This is a genomic window from Aureimonas altamirensis (assembly GCF_001463885.1).
Classification (GTDB): Bacteria; Pseudomonadota; Alphaproteobacteria; order Rhizobiales; family Rhizobiaceae; genus Aureimonas; species Aureimonas altamirensis.
Genome location: NZ_BBWQ01000002.1, coordinates 140,648 through 158,745, shown reverse-complemented (window position 1 = coordinate 158,745; position 18,098 = coordinate 140,648). Strand labels below are relative to the sequence as shown.

Annotated in this window: 19 protein-coding genes and 3 tRNA genes; 9 read left to right on the top strand and 13 right to left on the bottom strand. The window is 61.4% G+C overall.

Annotated elements, in window-relative coordinates:
• Positions 1 to 159: 159 nt before the first annotated feature.
• Both AUL31_RS02720 and AUL31_RS02715 read right to left on the bottom strand, forming a co-directional pair.
• Positions 160 to 233: transfer RNA gene (locus AUL31_RS02720), tRNA-Gly, on the bottom strand.
• A 32-nt stretch (positions 234 to 265) separates the two neighbouring features.
• Positions 266 to 350, bottom strand: a tRNA-Tyr gene (locus tag AUL31_RS02715).
• A 204-nt stretch (positions 351 to 554) separates the two neighbouring features.
• Here AUL31_RS02715 and rlmB point away from each other — a divergent pair.
• Entirely contained in the window at positions 555 to 1,370 is an 816-nt protein-coding gene (gene rlmB, locus AUL31_RS02710) for a 23S rRNA (guanosine(2251)-2'-O)-methyltransferase RlmB (protein ID WP_060600915.1), read from the top strand.
• Here rlmB and AUL31_RS02705 read toward each other — a convergent pair.
• Complete coding sequence (locus tag AUL31_RS02705; RefSeq protein ID WP_143190111.1) at positions 1,352 to 1,597, bottom strand: hypothetical protein; 246 nt, start codon at positions 1,595 to 1,597, stop codon at positions 1,352 to 1,354. The two genes, rlmB and AUL31_RS02705, sit on opposite strands and share 19 nt — an antisense overlap.
• A gap of 168 nt (positions 1,598 to 1,765) precedes the next feature.
• Here AUL31_RS02705 and AUL31_RS02700 point away from each other — a divergent pair, with 168 nt between their 5' ends.
• Both AUL31_RS02700 and AUL31_RS02695 read left to right on the top strand, forming a co-directional pair.
• Entirely contained in the window at positions 1,766 to 2,305 is a 540-nt protein-coding gene (locus AUL31_RS02700; protein ID WP_060600909.1) for a TRAP transporter small permease subunit, read from the top strand.
• Between the two features lie 36 nt (positions 2,306 to 2,341).
• The gene (locus AUL31_RS02695) at positions 2,342 to 3,838 is read left to right on the top strand and encodes a TRAP transporter large permease (RefSeq protein WP_060600904.1); all 1,497 of its coding nucleotides are present in this window, start codon (positions 2,342 to 2,344) and stop codon (positions 3,836 to 3,838) included.
• Between the two features lie 60 nt (positions 3,839 to 3,898).
• Here the strand turns inward: AUL31_RS02695 and AUL31_RS02690 are convergent, their stop codons facing one another.
• Entirely contained in the window at positions 3,899 to 4,993 is a 1,095-nt protein-coding gene (locus AUL31_RS02690) for a TRAP transporter substrate-binding protein (RefSeq protein WP_060600901.1), read from the bottom strand.
• A gap of 103 nt (positions 4,994 to 5,096) precedes the next feature.
• Complete coding sequence (locus tag AUL31_RS02685; protein ID WP_060600899.1) at positions 5,097 to 6,200, bottom strand: TRAP transporter substrate-binding protein; 1,104 nt, start codon at positions 6,198 to 6,200, stop codon at positions 5,097 to 5,099.
• A gap of 150 nt (positions 6,201 to 6,350) precedes the next feature.
• Here AUL31_RS02685 and AUL31_RS02680 point away from each other — a divergent pair.
• Positions 6,351 to 6,426: transfer RNA gene (locus tag AUL31_RS02680), tRNA-Thr, on the top strand.
• An 85-nt stretch (positions 6,427 to 6,511) separates the two neighbouring features.
• On the opposite strand, the gene AUL31_RS02675 is transcribed toward AUL31_RS02680, so the two are convergent.
• Positions 6,512 to 7,225, bottom strand: coding sequence for a Crp/Fnr family transcriptional regulator (locus AUL31_RS02675; protein ID WP_060600986.1), 714 nt, complete (start codon positions 7,223 to 7,225; stop codon positions 6,512 to 6,514).
• A gap of 358 nt (positions 7,226 to 7,583) precedes the next feature.
• On the opposite strand from AUL31_RS02675, the gene AUL31_RS02670 reads away from it, so the two are divergent.
• On the top strand, positions 7,584 to 8,078 hold the full coding sequence (locus tag AUL31_RS02670; protein ID WP_159439782.1) for a DUF4142 domain-containing protein: 495 nt from the start codon (positions 7,584 to 7,586) through the stop codon (positions 8,076 to 8,078).
• Positions 8,079 to 8,136: 58 nt separating this feature from the next.
• Here AUL31_RS02670 and AUL31_RS20855 read toward each other — a convergent pair whose 3' ends face one another.
• Complete coding sequence (locus tag AUL31_RS20855) at positions 8,137 to 8,385, bottom strand: DUF6894 family protein (protein ID WP_060600893.1); 249 nt, start codon at positions 8,383 to 8,385, stop codon at positions 8,137 to 8,139.
• A 167-nt stretch (positions 8,386 to 8,552) separates the two neighbouring features.
• Here AUL31_RS20855 and AUL31_RS02660 point away from each other — a divergent pair, with 167 nt between their 5' ends.
• Positions 8,553 to 9,284, top strand: a complete 732-nt coding sequence (locus tag AUL31_RS02660) for a Crp/Fnr family transcriptional regulator (RefSeq protein ID WP_060600890.1) — start codon at positions 8,553 to 8,555, stop codon at positions 9,282 to 9,284.
• 142 nt (positions 9,285 to 9,426) lie between these two features.
• Positions 9,427 to 9,648 (top strand): hypothetical protein, encoded by a 222-nt coding sequence (locus AUL31_RS02655; protein ID WP_143190110.1) that lies wholly within the window; start codon positions 9,427 to 9,429, stop codon positions 9,646 to 9,648.
• 293 nt (positions 9,649 to 9,941) lie between these two features.
• Here the strand turns inward: AUL31_RS02655 and AUL31_RS02650 are convergent, their stop codons facing one another.
• The 6 genes from AUL31_RS02650 to AUL31_RS02625 form a co-directional block, all read right to left on the bottom strand.
• On the bottom strand, positions 9,942 to 11,267 hold the full coding sequence (locus AUL31_RS02650) for a GAF domain-containing sensor histidine kinase (RefSeq protein WP_244489299.1): 1,326 nt from the start codon (positions 11,265 to 11,267) through the stop codon (positions 9,942 to 9,944).
• A gap of 178 nt (positions 11,268 to 11,445) precedes the next feature.
• Positions 11,446 to 12,315, bottom strand: a complete 870-nt coding sequence (locus AUL31_RS02645) for a MipA/OmpV family protein (RefSeq protein WP_060600881.1) — start codon at positions 12,313 to 12,315, stop codon at positions 11,446 to 11,448.
• A 189-nt stretch (positions 12,316 to 12,504) separates the two neighbouring features.
• Complete coding sequence (locus AUL31_RS02640) at positions 12,505 to 13,131, bottom strand: methyltransferase family protein (RefSeq protein ID WP_060600878.1); 627 nt, start codon at positions 13,129 to 13,131, stop codon at positions 12,505 to 12,507.
• Positions 13,132 to 13,228: 97 nt separating this feature from the next.
• Complete coding sequence (locus AUL31_RS02635) at positions 13,229 to 14,581, bottom strand: ATP-binding protein (protein ID WP_073468981.1); 1,353 nt, start codon at positions 14,579 to 14,581, stop codon at positions 13,229 to 13,231.
• Complete coding sequence (locus tag AUL31_RS02630; protein ID WP_060600872.1) at positions 14,578 to 15,321, bottom strand: response regulator transcription factor; 744 nt, start codon at positions 15,319 to 15,321, stop codon at positions 14,578 to 14,580. Before AUL31_RS02630 ends, AUL31_RS02635 begins: the two co-directional genes overlap by 4 nt.
• Before the next feature lie 45 nt (positions 15,322 to 15,366).
• Positions 15,367 to 16,272, bottom strand: a complete 906-nt coding sequence (locus tag AUL31_RS02625) for a LysR family transcriptional regulator (RefSeq protein WP_060600868.1) — start codon at positions 16,270 to 16,272, stop codon at positions 15,367 to 15,369.
• A 91-nt stretch (positions 16,273 to 16,363) separates the two neighbouring features.
• Here AUL31_RS02625 and AUL31_RS02620 point away from each other — a divergent pair, with 91 nt between their 5' ends.
• Positions 16,364 to 17,338 carry an NAD(P)H-binding protein gene (locus AUL31_RS02620; RefSeq protein WP_060600865.1) on the top strand — a complete coding sequence of 325 codons (975 nt, stop codon included), beginning with the start codon at positions 16,364 to 16,366 and terminating at the stop codon, positions 17,336 to 17,338.
• Positions 17,339 to 17,415: 77 nt separating this feature from the next.
• The gene (locus AUL31_RS02615; RefSeq protein WP_082646748.1) at positions 17,416 to 18,078 is read left to right on the top strand and encodes a PRC-barrel domain-containing protein; all 663 of its coding nucleotides are present in this window, start codon (positions 17,416 to 17,418) and stop codon (positions 18,076 to 18,078) included.
• Positions 18,079 to 18,098 lie beyond the last annotated feature (20 nt).

The window sequence follows — 18,098 nt, the reverse complement described above, 5'->3', positions numbered from 1 at the left end:
GGCCATGTATCGGTTTCCTGACGCTTAGCTCTCTGAGAACTGCGGCGCGACATATAGGCTTGCAATGATAAAAACAAGCGCCTCGCAGTTGATCGCCCGATTAGCGGCAAAGAGATGAGCGAGGTGCACCGCCGGGCAGCAATGTCATGAACCGGGGAGTGGAGCGGGTAGCGGGAATCGAACCCGCGTATTCAGCTTGGAAGGCTGCTGCTCTACCATTGAGCTATACCCGCGCACGTCCGAAACGCCATGCTGTCCGAGGCAGTGGTGGAGGGAGTTGGATTTGAACCAACGTAGGCTAAGCCAACGGATTTACAGTCCGTCCCCTTTAACCACTCGGGCATCCCTCCGTACCTGCCTTGCCGGAGCCTGGCATCGAAGCGGCGCCGCCGAAAGGCCATCGCTGCTTCGGGCGGCGTTATGAAGAGACGGGACCTTTCTGTCAACAGGGCCGCACACAAAAGCGCGGACGGGCCGGCCAGGCCATTGTTCCGCTGCGCAAAACCGCTTGTGAGGGCGCTTCCACGAAGGCTCCAAACCCGGTATGAGCGGGCATGAACGATCACCCGTCCCACACACCCAAAGATTCGCACTATGCAAGGCTGCGGCGCGTCCATCGCGATCGCGCCCGTGAAACGGCGCCTGCCGCCACCGACGATGGCATCGTGCGCCTGTACGGCCTCCACACGGTTGCGGCCGCGCTGGCCAATCCACGGCGCAAGGCGATTCGCCTGCGCGTGACGCGCAATGCCATGAACCGGCTTGGGCTGGAGGCGGAAGCCATCTCCTGTCCTGTGGAGATCGTCGATCCACGGCAGCTCGACGGCGAACTGGGCGGCGATGCCGTGCACCAGGGTGTGCTGCTGGAAGCCCAGCCCCTGCCAAGCCCCGGCCTTGGCAAACTTGGCAAGACGGACCTCGTGCTTGTGCTCGACCAGGTCACCGATCCGCATAATGTGGGCGCCATCCTACGCTCGGCCACGGCCTTCGGCGCCGGTGCGGTCATCACCACCAGCCGGCACTCGCCGCAGGAATCGGGCGTGCTGGCCAAGGCCGCATCCGGTGCGCTGGAAGAGATTCCCTATATCCAGGTCGTCAACCTTGCCGACGCCCTCGAAACCCTGAAGCAGGATGGCTTCCAGACCATCGGCCTGGATTCGGACGGGCCTGTTGCGCTGGAGCCGGCTTTTGGCGCGGGCAAGGTGGCGCTGGTTCTTGGCAGCGAGGGCAAGGGGCTGCGGCAGAAGACCCGCTCTACGGTGGACACCCTGGCGCGTCTGGAAGTGCCGGGGGCCATCCGCTCGCTCAACGTATCGAACGCCGCTGCAGTATCGCTGTACGCGGCGCGGCGTTACCTGTCGCAGGCCTGAGCGGACAGGCTTTCCGGACAATCCGACAGCAGGCGCCACGCGGCACGCGCTTCGGCGCGGCGCAGAATCTCGTGCATAGTCATAAGCTTCGACTCTGAATCAGCCGGTGCGCCGGGGTTGGAGCGCTGGCGCAACCGCTCCAGCACCAGAAGCTCGAACATCAGTCGACGGCGGAGCTGTTCCACCTCCCTCGCCTGCCGCTCCAGCCTTGCTTCCTGCATACGCACGTCGCCCCGTCGTCGCGCCGCCCTCATGCAATTGTGTCACATGGGAGACGCGGTTGTGAAAAGCGCGCCATATCGACGCCATTCTTCGTAGCGGAAGCGCCCGCCAGATGCCATGCTGCCCCCAAATCACGGACAACCACCCAGAACGGCCGTGACAGGGAGGGATGCTTGGGGGCGTTACTTGCATTTTCGCGCGCGGTCGACCGGCTGAACGCCGGCTTCGCGGTGATTGCCGATTATCTCGTTCTGTTTGCCGTGCTGATCAGCGCGGGGAACGCCATTTCGCGATACCTCTTCCACGTCAGCTCGAACTCGATGCTGGAAATCCAGTGGTACATGTTCGCGGGGATGGTGCTTCTTGGGGCGTCCTATACGCTCAAGCTGAACGAGCATGTGCGGGTGGACCTGATCTACTCCGCCCTGTCGACCCGCAACCGGCTGCTGGTGGACATATTCGGCCTCGTGGTCCTGTACCTGCCGGTGATCTTCTATCTGTTCTGGCTGTGCTGGCCGTTTTTCTGGCGTTCTTTCACGAGCGGCGAAACCTCGATGAATGCCGGCGGCCTGACATTGTGGCCCGCGAAGGCGACCCTGCCTTTGGGCTTCGGCCTTCTGTTTCTGCAAGGCCTGTCCGAACTCATCAAGCGCTTTGCGGCCCTGCAGGGATTGATGACGCTCGAGACGCGCTACGAAAAACCTTTGCAGTAATACAAGCAGCGCCCCCCGGGAGGAGACTTAAGACGCATGTTCGAATATGGTCCGATGCCGCCGCTGATGTTCGGCTGCATGATCGTCTTTCTTCTGATCGGATTTCCCGTCGCCTTTTCGTTGGCGGCCGTCGGCATGCTGTTCGGCGTTCTGGGCATCGTCTTCGATCATTTCAGCCCCGCATTGCTGAACGCCCTGCCGTTGCGGTTCTACGGTACGATTTCCAACGATCTTCTGCTGGCGATCCCCTTCTTTACCTTCATGGGCGCGATCCTAGAGCGGTGCGGCCTTGCGGAAGATCTGCTGGAAGGCTCCGGGCAGTTGTTCGGCCCCCTGCCCGGGGGGCTCGCCTATGCGGTCATCCTGGTCGGCGCGGTTCTGGGCGCGATCACCGGCACGGTCGCGGCCTCCGTGATCGCCATGGGCGTCGTGTCGCTGCCCGTCATGATGCGCTACGGCTATAATATGCGGCTGGCCACCGGCGTCATCGCCGCGTCCGGCACGATCACGCAAGTCATTCCACCCTCGCTGGTGCTCATCATCCTGGCCGACCAGCTCGGCCGCTCGGTCGGCGACATGTATGCCGGCGCCATCGGACCCTCGATCCTTCAGATCCTGCTGTTCCTTGCCTTCATCTTCGTCCTGTCGCGCCTGAAGCCCGAAATGATGCCGCCGCTTCCGCCCGAGGCGCGCACCATGACCGGCTGGAAGCTGCTATGGCGCGTCGCCAAGGCAATGGTGCCGTCGCTGGTGCTGATCTTCGTCGTGCTCGGCACGATGTTCATGGGCTTGGCGACGCCGACCGAAGCGGGCGCGATGGGCGCCGTCGGCGCGATGATCCTTGCCGCCATGCACCGTCGCCTGAGCTGGCGCCTGATCCGCGAAGCCATGGCGATGACGATGCGGCTGACGGCGATGGTCGTCTTCATCCTGCTCGGAGCCACCGTCTTCAGCCTCGTCTTCCAGGGCATGGATGGCGGGCACTGGATCCAGTATCTCCTGTCTCACATTCCCGGCGGCGCGGTCGGCTTTCTGATCTTCGTCAACATCTTCATCTTCTTCATCGCCTTCTTCCTCGATTTCTTCGAGATCGCCTTCATCGTGGTGCCGCTGCTGGTGCCTGTGGCGGAGGCGCTGGGCATCGACCTGATCTGGTTCGGCGTGCTCTTGTGCGTGAACATGCAGACATCCTTCATGCACCCGCCGTTCGGCTTCGCGCTTTTCTATCTGCGCGGAATCGCACCGCCCCAGGTGAAGACGTCCGACATCTATCTCGGTGCCATCCCTTGGCTGTGCCTGCAGTTGGTGCTGGTGGCGATCCTGATCTTCTGGCCGGAGTCGGTGACGTATTTCCTGACACCCGAAGCGGTCATCGACCCGGCGAGCATCCAGCTCAACATTCCGATGCCCGGCGAAACCGGCGGACCGGCCGCCGCGCCAAGTTTCGGCGCCCCTGCCGCGCCAAGTTTCGGGGCGCCACCCGCGCCCAGCTTCGGGGCTCCACCTGCGCCCAGCTTCGGAGCGCCGAACTGATCATGAAAAAGGGGCCGCGAGGCCCCTTTTCAACATCCGGCGCGTGGCGTGCCGCAACGGCTACTTTCCGGCGGCCTGCTGTCCGTAGACATAGGTGTCGTACGAGTATTCGGCGACGCGGAACCACTCATAGGTCTGCGAGCGGAACTGGCTCCACGGCTCGTAGATGGCCTTCCACTTCGGGTTCTCCTCGTTCAGCCGGGCGTAGAGCGCCATGGCCGAATCGTAGGAGGCATTCAGGATATCGCGCGGCAGCGGCCGCAACTGGACACCCTTGCCGACCAGCGAGCGGATCGCGCTCATGTTCTTCACGTCGTACTGCGCCAGCATATTGGTGTTGGCGGCGGCGGCTGCCGTTTGCAGGGCAGTCTTGTACTCGTCCGGCAGGGCCTCGTACTGCTCTTTGTTGAACATGAAGTGCACGGTCAGGCCGCCTTCCCAGAAGGCCGGGTAATAGTAGTAGGGCGCCACCTGGTAGAAGCCGAGCTTCTCATCGTCATAGGGGCCGATCCACTCGGTTGCGTCGATGGTGCCCCGCTCCAGCGCGGGATAGATGTCGCCGCCGGCAAGCTGCTGCGGCACGACGCCCAGCGGCTCCAGCACGCGGCCGGCAAGGCCGGCAATGCGCATCTTCAGGCCGTCGAGATCGGCGACGCTGTTGATTTCCTTGCGGAACCAGCCGCCCATCTGCACGCCGGTATTGCCGCCGGGCACGCCGATGACGCCGTAATCGGCCAGGAATGCGTTGTAGAGATCGTTGCCGCCGCCCTGGTAAAGCCATGCGTTCTGCTGGCGGGCATTGAGGCCGAAGGGGATGGTGGCGCCGATGGCGAAGGTCGGATCCTTGCCGACGTAGTAATAGGCTGCCGTGTGACAGGCTTCCACCGTGCCGTCCTGCACGGCGTCCAGCGCGGCCAGGCCGGGCACGAGTTCACCGGCCGGAAACACATCTATGGTGAAGCGGCCGCCTGTCAGCGCCTTCACCGTATCCGACAGGCTCTTGGCACCGCCGAAGATCGTATCCAGCGTATTTGGAAAGCTGGACGTCAGGCGCCAGCGGATTTCCGGCTGGCTCTGCGCTAAAGCTGGCGTGGCCAGGGCGGCCACCGATGCGGCGCCCGCGCCTGCACCTCTCAAGAAACGACGTCTGTTCAAAACCCTTCCCCCCTCAGTGGTGCGGGAGAAATCTCCCGCCCACGTTGAGAGTGAAGCTTAGACGTTGCGTTTACACAAGACGATTTTCGTGACGCCCCGCACGCTAGTTGCCGGCCGCCTGACGGCTGTAATTGTACGTATCGTTCGTATATTCGGCCACCCGGAACCACTCATAGCTCTGTGAGCGGAACTGGTTCCAGGGATCGTAGAGCGCCTTCCATTTCGGGTTGGTCTCGTCGAGCTGCCGATACAGCGCCTGCGCAGAGTCGTAAGCCGCGTCCATCACGTCGCGCGGCAGCGCGCGCAGTTGTACGCCCTTGCCGACGAGCGAGCGGATGGCCGTCATGTTCTTGGTATCGTAATCGGCCAGCATCGAGATGTTGCAGGCCTTGGCCGCGGTATCGAGCGCCGTGCGGTAGGACTGCGGAAGCTCTTCGTACTTGGCTTTGTTGAATACGTAATGGACGGTCGGCCCGGCTTCCCAGAAGGCGGGATAATAGTAATAGGGCGCAACCTGATAGAAGCCGAGCTTCTCGTCGTCGTAGGGGCCGACGAACTCGGTGGCATCCAGCGTGCCGCGCTCCAGCGCCGGATAGACGTCGCCGCCGGCAAGTTGCTGACCGATGACGCCAAGCGGCGACAGCACCTGCCCGGCGATGCCGGCAATGCGCATCTTCAGGCCCTTGAGGTCCTCGACGCTGTTGATTTCCTTGCGGAACCAGCCGCCCATCTGCGTCCCGGTATTGCCGCCGGGCCGCGCCACCACATTGTAGGCCTCCAGGAACTGGTCGATGGCCTCGTTGCCCCCGCCATTGTAGAGCCATGCGTTCTGCTGGCGGGCGTTCAGGCCGAACGGAATGGACGAGCCGATGGCGAAGGTGGGGTCCTTGCCGACGTAATAATACAGCACGGTATGGGCGCACTCGACGGTCTGGTCCTGCACGGCATCCAGTGCCGACAGGCCGGGCACCAATTCACCGGCGGGGAAGATGTCGATCTTGAACTTGCCCTCCGTCAGCTCGGAGATCGTCCGCGAAAAGAGCTGGCAGTTGCCGTAGAGCGTATCGAGCGTGTTGGGAAAGCTGGAGGTGAGCCGCCAGCGGATCGATGGCGCCTCCTGTGCGAGCGCAGGGGCGGCAAGCGTTCCACCGGCCGCGGCCCCACCGGCCACAACCCCGGACTTCAGCAGAAATTGACGACGGTCCATATGTCCTCCCGACACGAAACTTTTTAGACGCGGGATATGACGTCAGGCGAACGCCGAAAACAAGCAGGGATGATCGTTCAAAGCGTCATTCGCATCGCGCAAGATTCTGCTGGTGCAAGCCGCATGCGACTGTGCTACATGCGCGCTCGGGCCGGCTTAGCTCAGATGGTAGAGCACCTGATTTGTAATCAGGGGGTCACGGGTTCGATCCCTGTAGCCGGCACCAGCAACATCGACGCCTGGCACCTGTATGTGCGATTCCCAAGCTGCGGCATGGTGCGTGGAACCCGGCTGATTCCGGAACCGCACCATCACCCCTGTGCCCTCATGAGCCTTTCGTACTCCGCTTCCGAAGTACCGTAGGCGTCACCGGCTAACGCCATGAGCCCCTTACGGTCCCGAACCGTGATCGTCCCCCGGCTTGCACGGATCAGATGGCACCCCTCGAGTATGTGGGTTGCATCGGTGACGCTTGCGCGTCGCGTTCCAAGCATGAATGAAAGAACCGTATGAGTGAGGTGCAGCTCGTTGGTTTCCAGCCGATCCTGAACCATCAGGAGCGACCGCGCCAAGCGCGGCTCGACCCCGTAATTGGCATTGGCAAAAGCGGTCTGGGCGGTTTGTGTCAGTAGAAAGTGGATGTAGCGAAGCACAAGGCGCAGCAGCGTCGGGCGCTGAAGAACGATCTCGCGGAAACGGGCCGACGGAAAACGGATTGCCTCGCCTTCTCCCTGGACGATAGCCTTGAGTACGCTGCTTCCATCGTCGAGAAGAGCCGCAACGCCGGTAACGCCTTCGCGTCCGAACATTCCAACCTCGATCCGCCCCTGATCCGACTGTGCGACCAGGGAAACGAAGCCCCGCTCCATGAAGTGGACGTGTTCGATAGGCCCGCGGTGCTCGAACAGGGTCGAGCGAAGAGCCAGACTGACCTTTTCGCCATCTCCGATCAGGGCGTCGAAATCTTCGGCATCCATGTGTGCGAGCAGGCGGTTGCGACATTCGGTTTGGGGAATCGGAGCCACGCGATTGTCCACGTTCGGGGCAAGAGCCTGCAATCTCCCAGCCGCATGCGCCCGTGTAGATGGCACGCGATGAAGTCTAGCTACCGTTACTCCACCGCAGAGCAACCATTAATCTTACTGATTGCTCCCAGTGCCCTGTCGCAGAAGGGCTATGATTTCGTTGGGCTGCTACCTTTGTCGAAACATAGGCGTCGCCGTTGGCACGGGTCCGAACTTGCACAGGGCGGGCCCTGATCAACACCGACCGTTGGTTCTGTACGGAAGCGTACGAGGCGAGAACCATCCACCGGCTCTGCTGTTAGCTCGTGGTGATGGGTCCGAATATTCGCACGACCAGCTCACGCTGAAAGGAAATCCCATGAACCGACGTACATTAATGACGACCGCGGTCGGAACGACCGCTTTGGCCATGCTGCCGGTGGCAGTATTGGCTCAGTCCGCTGGCGCCGCGACCGACGAGGCGAAGCTTCCAGCACTCCTGAACGGAAATTTCTCCACCGCCACGAGCCAGATTGCGAAGCGTAAAGCCTCGAGCCCGGCGGTTCGGAATTTTGCGGACATGGAGATCAAGGAACAGGCAGCGGTGGCCAAGGCCTTCGGTGCCGCACCAGGTGCTACCGAGATTCCGGCCGACAAGGCACCTATGCTGGACCAGTTGAATGCGGCCGAAGGGGCAGCATTCGACGCCATGTACATCGATGGGCAGATCGCGGGGCACCGCGAACTTCTTCGTATCCACGAAGCCTATGCCCGAAGTGGACAGGATCCCATGGCGCGCGGCGCATCGATCGTCGGCGTCACCGGGATCGAAACTCATCTCTTCCTGCTCGAGAATATCCGCCGCCAGATTTAGGCGGCCTGGCTGCTTTCCCCGCCCCGGTAGGATCGGCGCTTTCGGTAGCAGCGACCTGTCAGCGCCTGGAGGGCGCTGATCTTTGCGGCATCAGGGTTAGCTTGAGCTGCATAAGCGAGTGTCCGTCTCGATCCACCACAGATGCTCTTACTTCGGCGCTGGGGCAGAACTTGTCGCCTGCGTCCTTCACGACCTCGGCCGTCGACTGCACAAGTGTAAGACATGCGGCATGGTCATCCGCAAGCACAGTGCCCACGTCATCGTTGATCGTCACCGCGCCAGCGACATGGAAGAAATACAGTGGCATCTATTTGTCCGCCGATGCGTTTTAATCAGTGGCGGCGGCACGCTTGAAGGCTCCGGGCCGACGTTTGTACACCGCGCCAATTCCGCTGCGCAGATCCATTCATCTGCCAGCTGTTCGACATCTTAACGGCGTGGCGCGAAAACGGTTCGGCGGAGGACATGCGACTTATGCACCCAACCAATCTGCTCATCCGGAAACTGGAATGCTTTCACCCCTTGTCGGGCGCAGATCGGGCTCTGCTCGAGAGTATCAGCAAGCCCATTATCGAGGTTCCTGCGCGTCACGATCTGGTGCAGGAGGGCGAAACTCCCGAGAATGTATTCCTGATCGTTTCCGGGTTCGCCTGTCGCTACAAGCTTACGGCCGAGGGAAGACGCCAGATTATGGCGTTCTTCGTGCCCGGCGATTTCTGCGACTTCCAGGTCTTCATCCTCAACCAGATGGATCACAATATCGGAACGCTTTCCCGATGCCACGTCGTTGAGATGTCGCGTGAGGATATCGTCACACTGACTGAGCACCCGGCAATCGGCCGAGCCTTCTGGTGGGCTTCGCTTGTTGACGCCGCGGTTTTGCGAGAGTGGATCGTGAACCTCGGTCAACGATCCGCCTATGAGCGCATCGCGCATCTATTGTCCGAACTGTTGATCCGATTGCGCGTCGTGGGCCAGGTTCGCGACAACTCCTCCTACACCCTGCCGATCACGCAAGGCGACCTCGCGGAAACCATGGGTCTTACCATAGTCACCGCGAACCGGGTCCTTATGAAACTGCGAGAAAAAGGGCTGATTACGGTGAGCGGTCGAGAGCTCATTATTCACGATGTGAAAGCTCTGGAGAGTGAAAGCGGCTTCGACCCCAAATATCTCCACCTTCAGCAATACGCATCCCCATTATAATAGTTGAATGACGCCGTCGTCCGCCGCTGCTTTTCTTACATTACCGAGGGAGCCCGAACGGTCATGCGTTGCAGCCGAGCCGGCCTTTTGAAAAACGCTTCGTTGGGATGAACGGACGTCAAGATTGGGGGTAGTAGAGCTCATGTCGGTGATAAATCTCACTGCTGCGGAGACCACGGCACTGCGCAAACTGCAACGCTCCATACAATCCGGCTGTTTTGCGGAAGAATTGAACGCCGAAGAGTTTCAAGCCATTGAAGGTCTGCGGCTGGCCCAAATGGTACAAGTGCGGGGCTTTGGGGCCACGTATCGCCTGTTCATAACCGACACGGGATGTCAGGCGGTCGAGGCTCGAAATGCCTAGGCGCACAGAACTCGGCCGGGCAAGGGTGGTGAGCCTTGAGCCGATCGGCGACAGCGTGCCTGAACGATGTGTCGACCTTGCGCCGGACGCGCGCTCGCTTCTTCTGATACTCGCCGATGGAGGAGTCCCGGTTTCACGACTGGTCCCCTCCCTCTGCCCATTCGTCCAGATACTCGAAGCTCGCGGATTGATAGAGACCTACCGGGCGGCAGGCGGAGACCCGAGCGTTCGGCTCACATACGATGGCAGCGATCTGCATGAGCGGGGGCTCCTGGAAGGCCGGCACCGATCGTTCAATTCGGCTGGCCCGGAGCCGCGACGGGCATCCTGAATGTAAAGCAGGTCTCGGAATGGTCGGAGGTGGCGGTCAGGGTACCGCCATGCGCCTTCGCGATTTCGCTGGCGATGAAAAGTCCAAGGCCCAGGCCGTGCTGTGACGGCCGCACCTTACCGCGATAGAAGGGTTGGAACAGGTTGGCCATGGCCGCATCCGGAATGGCTTCGCCGCTGTTACAGACGGTGAGTTCGAAGCAGCTCCCAACGACCGTGGCATTGATGGTGATGGGCCGATCCGGTGCGCCATGGGTAATGGCATTGCCGAGCAGATTGGAAAAAAGTTGCCCGATCCGATCCACGTCGACGTCGATCGTATGATCCAATCGGAAGTCCGTCATGATTTCGCGGTCGGGATGCGCCGACGTGATCTCATCGATAACCTTGGTCAGCACCGGCTCGATACGGGCGCCCTGCGATATTTCGATGCCAATGCCGCTGCCGAGGCGACCCCGGGCAAAATCCAGGAGATTATCGATCAAGCCGCCCATCCGCTGGGCGCTCTCGTTCATCAGACGCAATATGCGAATGCGCTTCGGATCGGCTTCATCTCTCGACAGAAGTTTGACCCCTGATGCAAATGAAGCCAGCGGATTGCGTAGATCGTGTCCCAGCACGGCGACAAACTGCTCGCGCAGCTCACCGGTCGCCAATTCCTGGGAAAGCTTCAGTTGACTTGCTGCAAGGCTGACCCGGCTTTCCTCCAGGCTGTTTTGGCTCTGATGGAAATCGCTCTGGCTGCGTGTCAGAGCCTCCCGGCTGGCACCGAGGCTCTCGCCGCTTGCCTGAAGCTCCGACTGGCTTCTTGCCAGGTCGGATCGCGTGTCCTGAAGCTTCCAGTGTGCATCGAGGTGAAAGGCGATCAACTGGGCAAACATGCGGAACATGCCGACCGCAGCCGTACCTTTCAGCTTACGCGGATGGGGATCGATCGCACATAGCGTTCCGAAAACCTCACCCGTGGACAGGATGATGGGGACCGAGATGTAGCTCTGGAAGCCGTATAGAGCGGGCGTATGATGCGCGGCATAGTCCGGGTCTTCGGCCACATGATCGATGACGATTTCGCGCCGCAGCTCCCTGATCTCGCTGCAGATCGTCGTCTCGACCGGCAGCTCGCCACCAGCCATCAGCCCGAAATGGATGTTGTCGAGAACCTCGCAGGCGATCCATCGGCTATCGCTGACTCTCGCGACGGCCGCAAAACCCATACCGGTTGCCTCACACACCACCTGCAGGATGGTCGGGACAGCATCGATTTCCTTTATGGTGTCGATGCCTCTCAATATGTCTTCCACGCTGCGGCTCTCGTTCTCTCCCAACCGAATCCTTAATAGGGCAGCCGCCAATCTTGCGCCAGCAGGTTGCAGGACACTGTCCCATGCCCCAAGAGGGCCTGCTTGCGGACAAGGCGATGTATAAGCGTGCTTGCAGAGGGTCTGACGCGGTATTCAAGACTTTGAACTAAAACCGGTAGCCAACCAACAGTAGGCCGGATGGCTGAACGTCGTCCCTGACGATGGGGCTGTCCTTGGCATCCCCGAGCAGCAGGCCCACCCCGGCTTCCCCCCGCAGGAACCAGTTCTCGCTCAAGGGCGCCGTTGCCGCGACGCTGAAGTCGATCCGCTTGAGACCGGCACCCGCATCATAGGCTTCGTAGCCCGAACGCTGCGATTGTGCGGCATCGACGCCGAAGTAAGCCTGCATGTGATTGTCGTCCGCAACCGTTGCCGACGCCTCGGCGCTGAGCAGAAGCCGCCTGCCGACTGCGTGGCTTACTTCGATGCCTGCAACGCCGACGAAGCCTTCGTCGCCGCCGATGGTCTGCTCGCCCTGAAGGAAAAGACTCGCAATTCCCAGACCAAGGCTGGCACGGCCGCCCACCGTTGCGCCCTCGTCCACATCGCCCATACCAAGAAGATAATCGCTGTCGTCTTCGGAGCGGCCGCTATTGTAACCCACAAGACCGCTGAACCGCAGGTGTTCGGTGGAATAGAGCGTCGCTTCCAGGCCGCTTTGGTCGATCTTCAGCCACTCGCCGAAGGTTGCCGAAATATAGGGAATGGCGGAAACCTCGAACTTGTCCGCGCCCTCATATTCGGGCTCGACGCGCGCCCCGCCGCCTATGACGACGTCCCACTCGCCCAGCTTTTGGGAAAGCCGGCCGAAGCGTGAAGGATGAGGCTCTGCAGCCGCAGCGATTTCCGCTGGGGCGGGCGACTGCGGCGCAAGACGATCGCCGGCAGCGGCCGAACCGGAGGACAGTCCGATGGCAAGCATGGCGCCGAGGCCGGCATTCAGGCGTGCAGGCGCCGAATTGAACGAAACGACCATCGATAGCTCCGATACGCGCTGACAAACTACGAGCATCACCGAAACGGGCGACGCATAGGCGGTTGCGGTGCTGGATTCCTATGTCAGGCGCCGGAACCACAGGATGCAGTTTTGTTAAGAGATATGACGATCTCGCCTTCACTTCGCCGCAGCGATTGAAGGCGGGTTACCGCGCGCCCCAGACCCGGCTCACCAGAGCGTCAGCAGCGCACCGCCGAAGGCTTCCTGCACATGGCCGATGCCGCGCAGCAACGAGACGAGGAAAAGGAAGACGAGCGAATCCAGTACCGTACGCCGCCACCGATCCGGATCGATCGCCAGTTCCGCCGCGTCGGTCCAGTTCGACAAGCGGGGCACGAAGCGCGGAACGTCCAGGCGGTAAAGCTCGAAGCGCCGCCCATGCAGGCGCAGCAACTCGGCCTCTTCCTTCTGGATGACGGGCATGAAGATGGCGATGGTCAAGAAAGCGGAGATCGCCGAGATCGCCAGGCTGCCCGTCTGGGCGGCGATACCGACGACGGCCAGGAGAGAGAAGAGGTAGAGCGGGTTTCGCGTCAGCGAGTAAGGCCCGACCGTCACCAACTGGCGAACCTTTCTGCCGCCGATGTAGAGCGTGCACCAGGACCGACCCAGTATTGCGACGATGATGAGCATCATACCGAAATGTTCGGTCCCCTCGCGTTGCCACGAGCCCACGCTCCACGGCCCGGACGCGATCAGGAAAAAGGGCAACGCCATCACGAAGACGAAGCGGATGTTTCGCTTGCGCCGTAACTGGGTTGTCGAAAGCGTATCGTCGGCAAATGATCCGCGCACGGTGATCCTCCAGCAAACGAACGGGCTGACTTGCCCGCCGGCCGTTCCTTGGTAGCCGTGCCTCGACCCTGCCGGTGCTTTGTTTGATGTTGTTTTGTTACGATCGTCGCATTGCCGTCTCGCCGATCCGGCTGGGCAGACAGATGCAGGCCGCAAGCCCGTGCGGCTCGTTGTCATGGAAGGACAATGTCGCGTCGTGCGCCTTGACGATCTCCGCGACGATCGACAACCCAAGGCCGAAGCCCGGGTCGGTTTGCGCGTTACGGGACTCTTCGAGTTTGAAGAAGGGCTCCGTCACCAGCAATCGCTGGTCGGGCGGTATGCCCGGCCCGTCGTCCGAAACGCAGATACGGATCTTGTCGGCCCGCGTGTCCAGCGTAATCTCGACACGGGTACCGAACTTGACCCCGTTGTCGCACAGATTGCTGATGGCCCTCATAAGAGACATGGGCCGACAAATGGCGACCACACCGGACGGGCCGCTATACGTTACGGAGTGGCCGACATCCGCAAACTCCGCCTGGACGGTCTGCAACAAGCTGGAAATATCGACCCGCTCTTCGGATTCGCCGCGCGCGTCGATACGCAGATACGCCAAGGTCTGGGATGCCAAAGCGTCGATACGGTCGACGTCGGCCAGCATCGATGTCCTGAGGGCCTCGTCCTCGACCCGTTCGACCCGCATCTTCAGCCGGGTCAACGGGGTGCGCAGATCGTGGCTCACACCGCGCAACATGCGCATGCGCATATCCACCATGGCGCGGATGCGCGCGCGCATGGCGTTGAGAGCGCGCGACAGCCGAATGACTTCGCGTGTCCCCTCTTCCCGGATATGCCGTTCTTCGGAGATGCCGTCCGTCCGATCGAGTTCATGCACGATGCGATCGATCGGCCTGACGATGGTACGCGCGGCATAGAAGGAGAACAGAAGCAGAAGTGTTGCAAAGGACAGGATGTAATAGGTCAGCGGGCCGGTGAAATCGTCGGATTCGAGTGGCGCCGGCAGGTTGGTGGCCAGCAGCATCGTATCCGGCCCGACGGGCAGCGCCAGCGCGCGCCGTCCATCCACCATAAGCCATGCCGCTCCGGGCATGATCTCGCGGTCGGGCGGGAACAGCGTTTCGATGGCCATTTGTGCAAACGACAAAGACGTCGATGCTGCGGCCATATCGTTCAACGCGGCTTCGGGCACGATTTGCAGATCGAATCCGAAATCGGCGGCCCGTGCCAGAAGCCAGCTCTGCTCTTGCGCCGTGGCATCGCCGAGCACCTCGGCAACCATCGTCAAGCGATCGAGGATCGCGTCCATGTCATCGGATGGAAACAGGCGATCACGCAACGGCTCGGTCAGGGTCTCGATGGAAACGACAAGCACGACGGCCAGCAGGATAATGATGGCGAGCTGCCCGGATAATGTCCGCGGCGTCAATCTATCGAGGAGCCACCTCACGCCCGGTCCACATTGGCTGTGAACATGTAGCCGCCAAGGCGCACCGTGGTCAGGAGGGTCGGGTTTGCGGGGTCGGTTTCGATCTTCTGGCGCAACCGCCGGATATGAACGTCGATACTGCGCTCGATGGGGCCGGCCAGTCCGGCATGCGTCATCGTCAAGAGTTCCTCGCGCGACAGGACCTTGCCCGCATTGCGGCAGAGCGCGATGAGCAGATCGAATTCGGTGGTCGTCAGGGCGACGCGCGTGCCTTCGGGGTTTCGCAGTTGCCGTCTCTGCGGGTCGATAGACCAACCCTCGAAGCGCCAGGCCCCTGTGTGGCTTCGTTCCTGCGGGCCGTAGGAAGCTCTCCGAAGCAGTCCGCGAATCCGGGCGACGAGTTCCCTTGTGCTGAAGGGCTTGGTGACATAGTCGTCGGCGCCGAGTTCCAGGCCGACGATGCGATCGACTTCTTCCTGCTGCGCCGTCAGCATGAGAATTGGAATGGTGCTGGTTGCGCGCAGGCGGCGACAGATGGCGAAGCCGTCCTCGCCCGGCAACATGAGGTCGAGCACGATCAGATCGAACGTCGTGCCGCTCATGCGCAGATTCAGTTCGCGTCCGTCGCCGGCGATCTCGGCATGAAGACCGGAGTTGCCGAGCTCGGCAGCCAGCATCTCGGCAATCTCCCGATCGTCTTCGACAATGAGGATGCAGGGTCTGGCCGGCGTGTGATGCGATATCGTGTCTGCGGAGTTCATCAAGCCGGGCCCACTGGAGTAGCGCAACCGTATCGGGTTTGGTCCTCATCCTCGAACATAGGATAGCATCCCTTTGATCAAGGCGTCGAAGGTAACCCGGCATCTGGGTGTGCTGGCGAGGTTTTCGTGCATGACGAGGAAGGTTTCGAGCTCCAGCGAGAAGGCCTCACCCAGAACCTTTACGAGTTCGGGCTCACGGGCTGCAAGCCTGGTTTGGCAGGCCCCTATTCCGCAGCCGGCCCGGATCAGCGCAAGCTGCGCCAGATTGCTGTCCACCTTCAGCGCGGCGTGCATACTGTCCAGAATTGGAAGACGCTTGCGCATGGCGCGGATGAACTCCGTCTGTCTGTCGAAACCGATCATCCTGTGACCGGCCAGATCGTCGGCGCTTTCCGGAACACCGCGAGCCTGAAGATAACGGGAATGCGCGAAGAGAGCGATCGGGATGGCGCCGATCCGCCTGACGATCAAGGCATCCTGAACCGGCTTGGCCATGCGGATTGCGATATCCGCCTCCTGGCGAAGCAGATCCTCCACCGCATCCGACAGGGACAATTCGATGACGATGCCCGGATGTGCCTCGCCGAGCGCGGCAAGGATTGGCGGGAGTATCTCCACACCCACGACCTCGCTGGCGCTGACGCGCACGGTACCTTTTACAGTCTCGCCGACGTTCGGGGCGTAGCTTGAAGCCGCCCTGATAAGCGCCGCGGCATCGGACGCCACAAGCGCGGCGTGTGGCTTGAGGCTTTCGGCCGCGTCCGTTGCCACCAATCCATGCGGCGTGCGCAGGAAGAGCTGAACACCCAAGGCGGCTTCCAGCGCGGCGACGTGGCGACCGACGGTGGGCTGGGTCAGCCCAAGCTCTCGCGAAGCTGCCGACAGCGATCCGCATTCCATGACGGACAGGAAGGTGCGGAAATGGTCCCAGTTGGGGTCATTCTGGCTCATGCATTTTTGTATAGCTGCCAGAGGAATTTATGCAATTTCGTTTCTGGCCGAGAAGGCTCACCTGTCTCTTACCGATTGTTGGAGACGAGACATGACATCCTCACACGTAAACAACGTTCTTGTACTGGGGGCGACCGGAGGCATCGGCGGCGAGGTTGGCCGCAGCCTGCTGAAACGCGGCTGGGCCGTGCGCGCCATGACCAGAAACCCAACGGCGGCGGCAGCGGCTCAGCCGGAGTTCGAGTGGGTGAAAGGCGATGCCCTGAACCCGGCCGATGTCCGGATGGCTGCCGCCGGGGCGCGCGTCATCGTTCATGCCGTCAATCCGCCGGGGTATGTCGACTGGGGCAAGCTCGTCCTGCCCATGCTCGACAATACAATTGCCGCAGCCAAATCAGTCGGCGCCACGATCGTGCTACCAGGGACGATCTACAATTTCGGGCCCGACGCATTTCCTGTGCTTGCCGAAAGCTCGCCACAGAACCCCGCGACGGTCAAAGGCGCTATCCGTGTCGAAATGGAGCGCCGACTGAAGCAGGCGACCACGGAGGGCATCCGCGCCATAATCCTGCGCGCCGGGGATTTCTTCGGCCCGAGCGCCGGTAACAACTGGTTTTCGCAAGGGATCACCAGTCCGGGGCAGAAGCTGACATCGATCACCTATCCAGGCAGACCCGGCATCGGCCACCAATGGGCCTACCTGCCGGACGTTGCCGAGATCATGGTTCGGCTGATCGAGAAGCACGATACCATTCCCGCCTTTGCGACATACCACATGGAAGGGTTCTGGGACCCGGATGGCACAGCGATGACAGAAGCGATACGGCGTGCCGCAGGCGACCGCACGCTCACGATCAAGCGCTTTCCGTGGTGGATGGTATCCATTCTATGGCCATTCGTACCCTTCTTCCGAGAGGTGAGGGAGATGCGTTATCTATGGCAGCAGCCCTTGCGCATGCCGAACGCTCATCTTGTGGCGACGATCGGCCCTGAACCCGCAACGCCCATCGACACGGCCCTGCAGATTACACTAAGCGCTTTAGGTTGCCTGCCTAAGCAAGTCTGACCCCGTGGATAAACTTTCTGCGGAACAAAAAGCGACCGGCAACCCCTTGAGTTATTAACACTCAAAGGGAGGCCGACATGAAACGGCTAGCGCATGTGGCTTTACTTGCCACCACCATGCTTGCGACGCAGGCCTTTGCTCAAACGAGCGTGCCCAATACAGCTCCGGCCGAAGAGGCGGCACCCCCAACAGAAACGACACCGATGCCCGCCGACGGTGCACAGCCGGGCGCTGCGGCAACGACGGAGCCGTCTACCGCCACTGCCGATCAGGGCGGGTTCGTCACGTACCAGGAAGGCACGCAGATGCTGGCTTCCGGTTTGATGGGCGCCAATGTGATGGGCGCCGACAACGAAAACATCGGTACCGTCGATGATCTTCTGCTGAGCGACAATGGCCAGGTGGAAGCCGTCATTGTCGGCGTCGGCGGGTTTCTGGGCGTCGGAACCAAAAACGTGGCAATTGCCGTCGATCAGCTCGACTTCGCAATGAGCGAGAATACGGAAGCCGGTGCCGGTGCCGGTGCTGGTGACACTGCGGAGCCTGCAGTCCCGTCCGGCTCGACGACAATGACGCCCGCGACACCGCCCGCTGAAAACAACTCTGCGACGGGCGGCGCTGCCACCCCGCAAACAGGCGGTGATGGTTGGGGCTGGACCGGGGCCGGCATCGATCATGTGACCGTAAGTTACACACGTGAGCAGCTGGAAGCCGCGCCCGAGTTCGAGGCGGCGGAATAAACCATCGGTCCTCTGCTCCG

What these genes read in the sequence shown, in the direction of transcription:
- rlmB (WP_060600915.1), top strand. Translation starts at nt 555, where the DNA reads ATGAACGATCACCCGTCCCACACACCCAAAGATTCGCACTATGCAAGG.
- AUL31_RS02695 (WP_060600904.1), top strand. Translation starts at nt 2,342, where the DNA reads ATGTTCGAATATGGTCCGATGCCGCCGCTGATGTTCGGCTGCATGATC.
- AUL31_RS02685 (WP_060600899.1), bottom strand. Translation starts at nt 6,200, where the DNA reads ATGGACCGTCGTCAATTTCTGCTGAAGTCCGGGGTTGTGGCCGGTGGG.
- AUL31_RS02670 (WP_159439782.1), top strand. Translation starts at nt 7,584, where the DNA reads ATGAACCGACGTACATTAATGACGACCGCGGTCGGAACGACCGCTTTG.
- AUL31_RS20855 (WP_060600893.1), bottom strand. Translation starts at nt 8,385, where the DNA reads ATGCCACTGTATTTCTTCCATGTCGCTGGCGCGGTGACGATCAACGAT.
- AUL31_RS02660 (WP_060600890.1), top strand. Translation starts at nt 8,553, where the DNA reads ATGCACCCAACCAATCTGCTCATCCGGAAACTGGAATGCTTTCACCCC.
- AUL31_RS02655 (WP_143190110.1), top strand. Translation starts at nt 9,427, where the DNA reads ATGTCGGTGATAAATCTCACTGCTGCGGAGACCACGGCACTGCGCAAA.
- AUL31_RS02645 (WP_060600881.1), bottom strand. Translation starts at nt 12,315, where the DNA reads ATGGTCGTTTCGTTCAATTCGGCGCCTGCACGCCTGAATGCCGGCCTC.
- AUL31_RS02630 (WP_060600872.1), bottom strand. Translation starts at nt 15,321, where the DNA reads ATGAACTCCGCAGACACGATATCGCATCACACGCCGGCCAGACCCTGC.
- AUL31_RS02625 (WP_060600868.1), bottom strand. Translation starts at nt 16,272, where the DNA reads ATGAGCCAGAATGACCCCAACTGGGACCATTTCCGCACCTTCCTGTCC.
- AUL31_RS02620 (WP_060600865.1), top strand. Translation starts at nt 16,364, where the DNA reads ATGACATCCTCACACGTAAACAACGTTCTTGTACTGGGGGCGACCGGA.
- AUL31_RS02615 (WP_082646748.1), top strand. Translation starts at nt 17,416, where the DNA reads ATGAAACGGCTAGCGCATGTGGCTTTACTTGCCACCACCATGCTTGCG.